Source organism: Blastococcus carthaginiensis, assembly GCF_030731085.1.
Lineage (GTDB): Bacteria > Actinomycetota > Actinomycetes > Mycobacteriales > Geodermatophilaceae > Blastococcus > Blastococcus carthaginiensis.
This window is the reverse complement of the sequence record NZ_JASNFN010000031.1, coordinates 58,164-64,163: the sequence shown is the minus strand read 5'-3', so window position 1 is coordinate 64,163 and position 6,000 is coordinate 58,164. Positions and strand designations below refer to the sequence as shown.

6 protein-coding genes are annotated in these 6,000 nt (G+C 70.9%); 4 read left to right on the top strand and 2 right to left on the bottom strand.

All coding sequences use genetic code 11. The annotated features are described in order from the left end of the window. Window positions 1–32 precede the first annotated feature (32 nt). Together QOZ88_RS19580 and QOZ88_RS19575 are read right to left on the bottom strand one after the other, a co-directional pair. Window positions 33–1,210, bottom strand: a protein-coding gene (locus QOZ88_RS19580) for an IS3 family transposase (protein ID WP_305998280.1) whose coding sequence is annotated in 2 segments (ribosomal slippage) — window positions 33–923 and window positions 926–1,210 — 1,176 coding nt in all. Because the reading frame shifts where the segments join, the coding sequence is not laid out codon by codon here. A gap of 1,063 nt (window positions 1,211–2,273) precedes the next feature. Beyond that, entirely contained in the window at window positions 2,274–2,591 is a 318-nt protein-coding gene (locus tag QOZ88_RS19575) for a hypothetical protein (protein ID WP_306001379.1), read from the bottom strand. Window positions 2,592–2,767: 176 nt separating this feature from the next. Between QOZ88_RS19575 and QOZ88_RS19570 the strand changes: the two genes are divergently transcribed. The 4 genes from QOZ88_RS19570 to QOZ88_RS19555 all read left to right on the top strand — a co-directional run bounded on the left by QOZ88_RS19570 (window position 2,768) and on the right by QOZ88_RS19555 (window position 5,734). After that, a complete protein-coding gene (locus QOZ88_RS19570; protein WP_306001378.1) occupies window positions 2,768–3,118 on the top strand; it encodes a hypothetical protein in 351 nt (116 codons plus the stop codon). Further along, entirely contained in the window at window positions 3,118–5,007 is a 1,890-nt protein-coding gene (locus tag QOZ88_RS19565) for a HesA/MoeB/ThiF family protein (RefSeq protein ID WP_306001377.1), read from the top strand. Before QOZ88_RS19570 ends, QOZ88_RS19565 begins: the two co-directional genes overlap by 1 nt. Continuing rightward, window positions 5,004–5,372 carry a hypothetical protein gene (locus QOZ88_RS19560; RefSeq protein ID WP_306001376.1) on the top strand — a complete coding sequence of 123 codons (369 nt, stop codon included), beginning with the start codon at window positions 5,004–5,006 and terminating at the stop codon, window positions 5,370–5,372. The genes QOZ88_RS19565 and QOZ88_RS19560 overlap by 4 nt, the downstream gene beginning before the upstream one ends. Window positions 5,373–5,497: 125 nt before the next feature. Further along, window positions 5,498–5,734 (top strand): hypothetical protein, encoded by a 237-nt coding sequence (locus QOZ88_RS19555; protein ID WP_306001375.1) that lies wholly within the window; start codon window positions 5,498–5,500, stop codon window positions 5,732–5,734. Window positions 5,735–6,000 lie beyond the last annotated feature (266 nt).

Sequence of the window (6,000 nt, the reverse complement as noted above, 5' to 3'; positions counted from 1 at the left end):
GGGACTGCTGCACGGATCGGTGACAGGTTGGGTCAGGCGGCCTGAGCTGCCGGTGTGTAGATGATGGTCTCGTACTCGATGGGGGTCAGTCGACCGAGGCCGGCTTGCCGACGTCGGCGGTGGTAGGTGCGTTCGATCCAGGTGACGATCTCGATGCGCAACTGCTGGCGGCTGGCCCAGGAGCGGCGGTCGAGCACGTTCTTCTGCAGCAGCGCGAAGAAGGACTCCATGGCGGCGTTGTCCCCGGCTGCACCGACCCTGCCCATTGACCCGGACAGCTGATGCCGGTTGAGGGCCTGGACGAACTTCCGGCTGCGGAACTGCGATCCGCGGTCCGAATGCACGATGCAGCCGGCGACCTCGGCACCGTCGGCGGCCCGCCGGGCGACGGCATTCTCGATCGCGGTCACGGCCAGCCGAGACTTCATCCGTGAGTCGATGGAGTAGCCGACGATCCGGTTGGAGTGCACGTCCTTGACCGCGCACAGATAGAGCTTGCCCTCGGCCGTGCGGTGCTCGGTGATGTCGGTCAACCACAGCTGGTTGGGTCCGGCCGCGGTGAACACCCGCTGGACTTGGTCGTCGTGCACGGGAGGTCCGGGCCGGCCGCTCTTGCCCCGGCGCGGCTTGCCGAACGCGCTCCACCAGCGGTTGGCCGCGCAGATCGCCCACGCGGTGCGTGCGGCCATCGGCTGCCCGCTGGCAGCGGCCTCATCGACGAGGAACCGGTAGCCGAACTCGGGGTCGTCGCGGTGGGCGTCGAACAGCGCGTTGGCCCGGTAGGCCGCGACCAGTTCGCTGGTCGTGACCGGGGCGGCCAGCCACCGGTAGTAGGGCTGGCGGGCGATCTTCAGAACCCGGCACGTCACCGTCACGGGGATCCCGTCGACGGCGAGTTCACGGACGAGCGGGTAGATCATTTTCCCGGCAGGTTCGCCTGGGACAGGTAGGCCGCTGCCCGGCGCAGGACCTCGTTCTCCTGCTCCAGCAGCCGGATCCGCTTGCGGGCCTCACGCAGGTCGACGTTCTCGGCCGCGGTGGTCCCGGGCTTGACGCCCTCGTCGACGTCGGCAGCCTTCATCCAGTTCGTCAGACACGACTCGCTGATCCCGAAGTCAGCCGCGATCTGCTTCAGGTGCTGGCCCGGCTCACGGTTGCGAGCGACGCTCACGACGTCGTCGCGAAACTCCTTGGGGTAGGGCTTGGGCACGGCGAACATCCTTCCAGCGGCGCCTCGCGGCACCACAGATCAGATGTCACCTACTCGTGCAGCAGTCCCACATCCACACGCGGTGGCGCTACTTCCCGCTGGCCGGGATCAGGCATGCACCTCCGTCGGACCTGTCACTGATCATCGGCGACGCCATCCACAACTTGCGAGCTTCCTCAACCACCTCGCCTTGACCGCCAGCACGAACCCACCCCGTCCCGCTGACGTCATGTTCCCCATCTGGAGGAAGAGCCAGGGTCCGACCGCAGGACAGTGGGCAGGCTTCGTTGACACCAGGCTGCCGGGAGCTCCCGCCGCATTCATCGCGGAGGTGTGCGCACTACAGCCCTTCCAGGGCGGCCACGACGAGTGGCTCTGGGTGCTGCATGACCTCAACATCACCGACAAGCACCTCATCACCCTGGGACTAGCAGCCAGCTAACAAGTGGCCGTCGACACAGGTGCAGTCATGCGGGCCGCCCTCGCCAACATGCCCCCAGAGCGGGGGGATCGCAGGAGTGGATCTCGTCGGTGCGGTCACGGCCGACCGTCATGGCGTTCGAGCACCGCTACCCGCTCGAGATCGGCGACGTCCTCATGCCGTGGAACCGTGCCCCCAGCAGGATCACCAACCGACTGTGCAAGCGGACATCGCCTTCGAGCACCCGGAGACCGTGCACGGGCAGTTAGCAGTCCCGACGCTCATCGACATGGCGGCTCGGGTGGAAACCTGGTCGATCGACTCGGAAAGTTGACGCTGCCCTCGGGGACCCAACAGGCGGCCGACTGTCCGGGCATCAACCGGCCGTCGGACCCTGCCTGCGTCAGAGGTGGCGCCCGCGGACGACAGGCATGGCCCGCCGCGACCCACCTCGCCACTCGCTCGATGGCGTGACCTGGCCAGCTACCGCTCAAGGCTGAGACCACGCGAACCGATGCAGTCAGTGCGGTGATGAACCGCCGCCCCACTAGGGGCCGCGCCCGCCAGGGCGCGAGGGCCCTGGGCCCGTCCTCGCGACGGCCCAGGGCCCTCCTCTGTCACCCGTCGAACCAGCAGGGGCGGTCACCGGCCGTAGATGCCGTGCAGCAAGGCGGCCATGACGGTCTCCCCCATGAACCGCTCCCCGGCCAAGCACCGGCTCCACACCGTCTGCGAGACGCCGAAGGCGCGGGCAAGGCGGAGGCTGTCGCCGTGATGCCGGACGCGCATGTAGGTGAGCACCAGTTCGTGCTGGGTCCGTGCGACAGCCGCCGACACTGCGTCGCCAGCAGCCGGGACCCGGTACGGGGCCTCGGGCAGGACGCCGAAGCCGTGCGGGATGTAGTCGCGCGGGGTCAGCCGGCGACGGCGGTCGATGTGGTTAGCACCGGGTCGGTTCACGGGGGTAGCAGTGCCGGTGCTGGAGGGGTGAGGCATTCGCCGCTTCATGCGGACGGGTGGCAGTTTGCCCGGCGATGGGCGGGCAAGGCCGGCGATCTGGGCGCGGTCGCCGCTAGGGCGCCGGTGTGATCGGGATCTGCCGCTGAGCAGCAGTGGCCGAACCGAGAGGACCGGAAGTGCCCGACGAGAGCAACGACCAGCAGGCCAACTCCGAGGGCGAGGAGTCGGCGGTGTCGACCGAGGGTGCCGGCACCGCGCCCGCTGCCGCCGCCGCCAGCGAGGAGGAGCAGCACGACGGCGCTAGCGCCGAGCCGTCGCCCAGCCCCACCGGGGACGCGCCCGTCCCACCCCAGGCGCCGTCCGCCACGCAGCCGCCCGGGGAGACCGGTCATCGGCGCATCACCCGGCACACCACCACGACCAGCACGCGGACTGAGACGACCACCGACGAGACGATCGTCGAGACCATTCCGGTCCCGCCGGTCTACGCCGCCCCGTCCGGGGAGCACCCGCGGCCGGTGGGCTGATGAGCGCGCCCACGGCGTCATCGCCCATGGCCTGGTGGCTGGCCTACCCCGAGGTGTGGGCGGCGGAGCAGGCCGCCCTCACGGCGGCGGGCGCCACCTGGTCTGGGGAGAGCACCACCAGCCCGGCAGAGTCCGACGATGCCCCGGGCGCTCCCCCGCGGATGGTGCTGCACGTGGACTGGCCGCACCCCTCGCGGCAGCCCGGCGACCCGGCCACCCTCCGGCTCGAGGTCACCTTCTCGGCTGCTGCACCTTGGTTCGCACCCACGGTGGTGCTGCCCGAGCCGCTGACCGGACTCGACCGGCACCGCAATCCGGCCACGGGGCAGCTGTGCCTGCTGGCCCACCCCGACGACTGGCAGGCCGGCCGCACGCTTGCCGACTTGCTCACCGCGCAGCTGCCGCGGCTGCTGGCCGCCGGCCGCGACCCAGGCGCCGGGCCGGCGACGCTGGCGCTGGAGGCCGGGGCCGAACCGGCCTGGGCCGTGACGCGCCTGTCGCTGGGAGGGCTCCTGGTCGAGACCAACTGCACGCCGGCAGCCGACGTCCCCGGGGGCTGGGCCGAACTGGTGACGGTGAGCAGCAGCAGGATCGCGCCGGTCTCCGCACTGATCACGGTCGAAGACTTCAACGAGCGCGTGCTGTGGGCGGGAGACGCCTTCAGCGGGAGTGGTGCCCGCCGCATCCCCTGGGTCCGCCTGCCTGACCTTCCCGACAGCGGCCTCGATGGGCCCTCCTTGTGGGCGCTGGCGGCCTCGCGGCTGGCCGAGCTGCTTGCAGACAGCAGCGCGGACAGCGGCCCGGATCTCGTCGCGGTGCTGGTCACCGGCGAAGGTTCGAACCGGCAGCCCCGCGAGGAGTGGTTGTTGCTCGCCCGCGGGGTGCCGAGGCCCCGCACCGGGGGAACGCTGTCCGCGCCGACCGACTCGGTCGGCGCAGACGCGCCGCCGGCCCAGCCGGGTGGCGAGCAGCTGACCCTGTTCGACGGCGTACGCCCCTCCCCACCGGTGCGGGTGCGGCGCAGCTACGCGATCGATCGCGGCGCGCTCACCGCCCGCTTGCCCGGTGACACCACTCGCCTGGCGGACGCCTCGGTGACCGTGGTCGGCGTTGGCGCCCTCGGCGGCCCCGTCGCTCTCGAACTGGCTCGCGCAGGCGTGGGACGTCTGCACCTTCAGGACGGCGATTTGCACGACCCGGCCACGGGCGCCCGCCAACTGCCGACGATGCGAGACGCCGGGATGCCCAAGGCGTTGGCCGTGGCACTGAACCTGATCGACGTCAATCCCCACCTGCACCTCACGACCGGGCTGCGCTACCTGGGGGACGACGAGGGCAGTGAACTTCCCGGGTTGATCGCCAGCAGTCTGGTGATCGACTGCAGCGCCAGCTCCGCCGTCAGCCGCTTCCTTGCGGCGCACCTACGCGAGACCGGCACCCCGCTGCTGATCGCCTCGGCCACCGCCGGCGCCTGGGGTGGGGCAATCACGGCGCTGCCCGCCGCTGGCGGCGGATGCTGGGAGTGCCTGCAGTTGCATCGCGCTGTCCGCACCACTGTGCCGTGGCCGCCGGCGCGCCCCGACGGCCGGCTCGTCCCGGCTGGGTGCTCCGCAGAAACGTTCGTTGGAGCCTGGCACGACAGCCTCGGCCACGTCGCCCTGCAGACCGCACGCACCGCCATGGCGCTGCTCACCGCCCCCGCCGACGGAACGGCGGCAGACCCGACCGCCAACCCCTACGGGGATCTGCAGGTGGTCAGCCTCTACCGGCGCGGCCGGCCGGTGCATCCACGCTGGCAGACACGCCAGCTGACGATCCACCCCGACTGTCCACTGCACCAGACCCGATCCCAGCAGCGTCGGATAGCGCTGACCGGACGATGCCAGTGACCGGCCGGGCAGCCGAACTGTGCGACGTCCTGCAGCTCTGCCTGACCTTCGCCACCTCCGGGTCCGCGGACCAGCAGGCCGCAGTGATCCTCGAGGGACGGGCGGCGCTCGACGAACTCAGGCAGCTGTTCGCTGCCCGACAGTGGCCTCGGGTCGTCCGCGGCGGGCTGCCGCCCGGTCCGCACTTCCTGCAACTGGATGACCGCGCCCTCATCGGTCTGCTGGCAGACACCCAGGACGCATACGGCGAGCTCCGGGCACGCACACGCTTGCTCGAGTCGCGACTCCGTACCTGCAGAGAGCTCTTGGAGGCCGCCATCACCGCCGCGTCGGACACCCCCGACCTACCCGAGGACGACGCATGACCGACCCAGCCCAGCCAAGAGACGAAGAGGTGCACGACGGCGACCATGCATGCCCGCAGGTCACCATCCGCCTCCACTTGCCCGGTCTCGCGCCACGGACGCCACCCCCACCTGGTGCAAGCACCATGCGGGTGGAGACCGACGGCGCCGTCTACCTGTTCAACGCCAGGCCGATGACGGCCATCCGGCTGCGACGCGACGGCAGCCACCTCCGCCGCGACGGTGAACCCCTGGCCCTCCTCAGCTGGCCCGACCCGGTCATCGGCCAGGGCATGGAGCTGCTGCTGCTCGTGCGGGAGGACGGCCTCCCCACCACCCGGTTCACCAGCAACGTGAGACTGATCGAGCGGGGTCCGGCGTGAACACCCGACCTTGGTTGGGCGAGCCTGGCGGTGAGCACCGCTGGCGGTGGCGCAAGGTCGATGAGGGGGCCGTCGCGTGGATCGCGCCTGCACCGGGGCAGTTGGGGGCGGACGGCGGCACGGTCAAAGTCAGCCCGCCCAGCGGGTCTGCGAGCCGCTGCCCGTTATGCGGTCGGCGCGCCCGCATCCGCCTCGCCTTCCTCGTGTTGCCAGTGTGTTCGCCCTTCAGGCCGGTGGGAGAGGGCTGCTCTCGAGCCCACGCAACT

What these genes read in the sequence shown, in the direction of transcription:
- QOZ88_RS19565 (WP_306001377.1), top strand. Translation starts at nt 3,118, where the DNA reads ATGAGCGCGCCCACGGCGTCATCGCCCATGGCCTGGTGGCTGGCCTAC.
- QOZ88_RS19555 (WP_306001375.1), top strand. Translation starts at nt 5,498, where the DNA reads ATGCGGGTGGAGACCGACGGCGCCGTCTACCTGTTCAACGCCAGGCCG.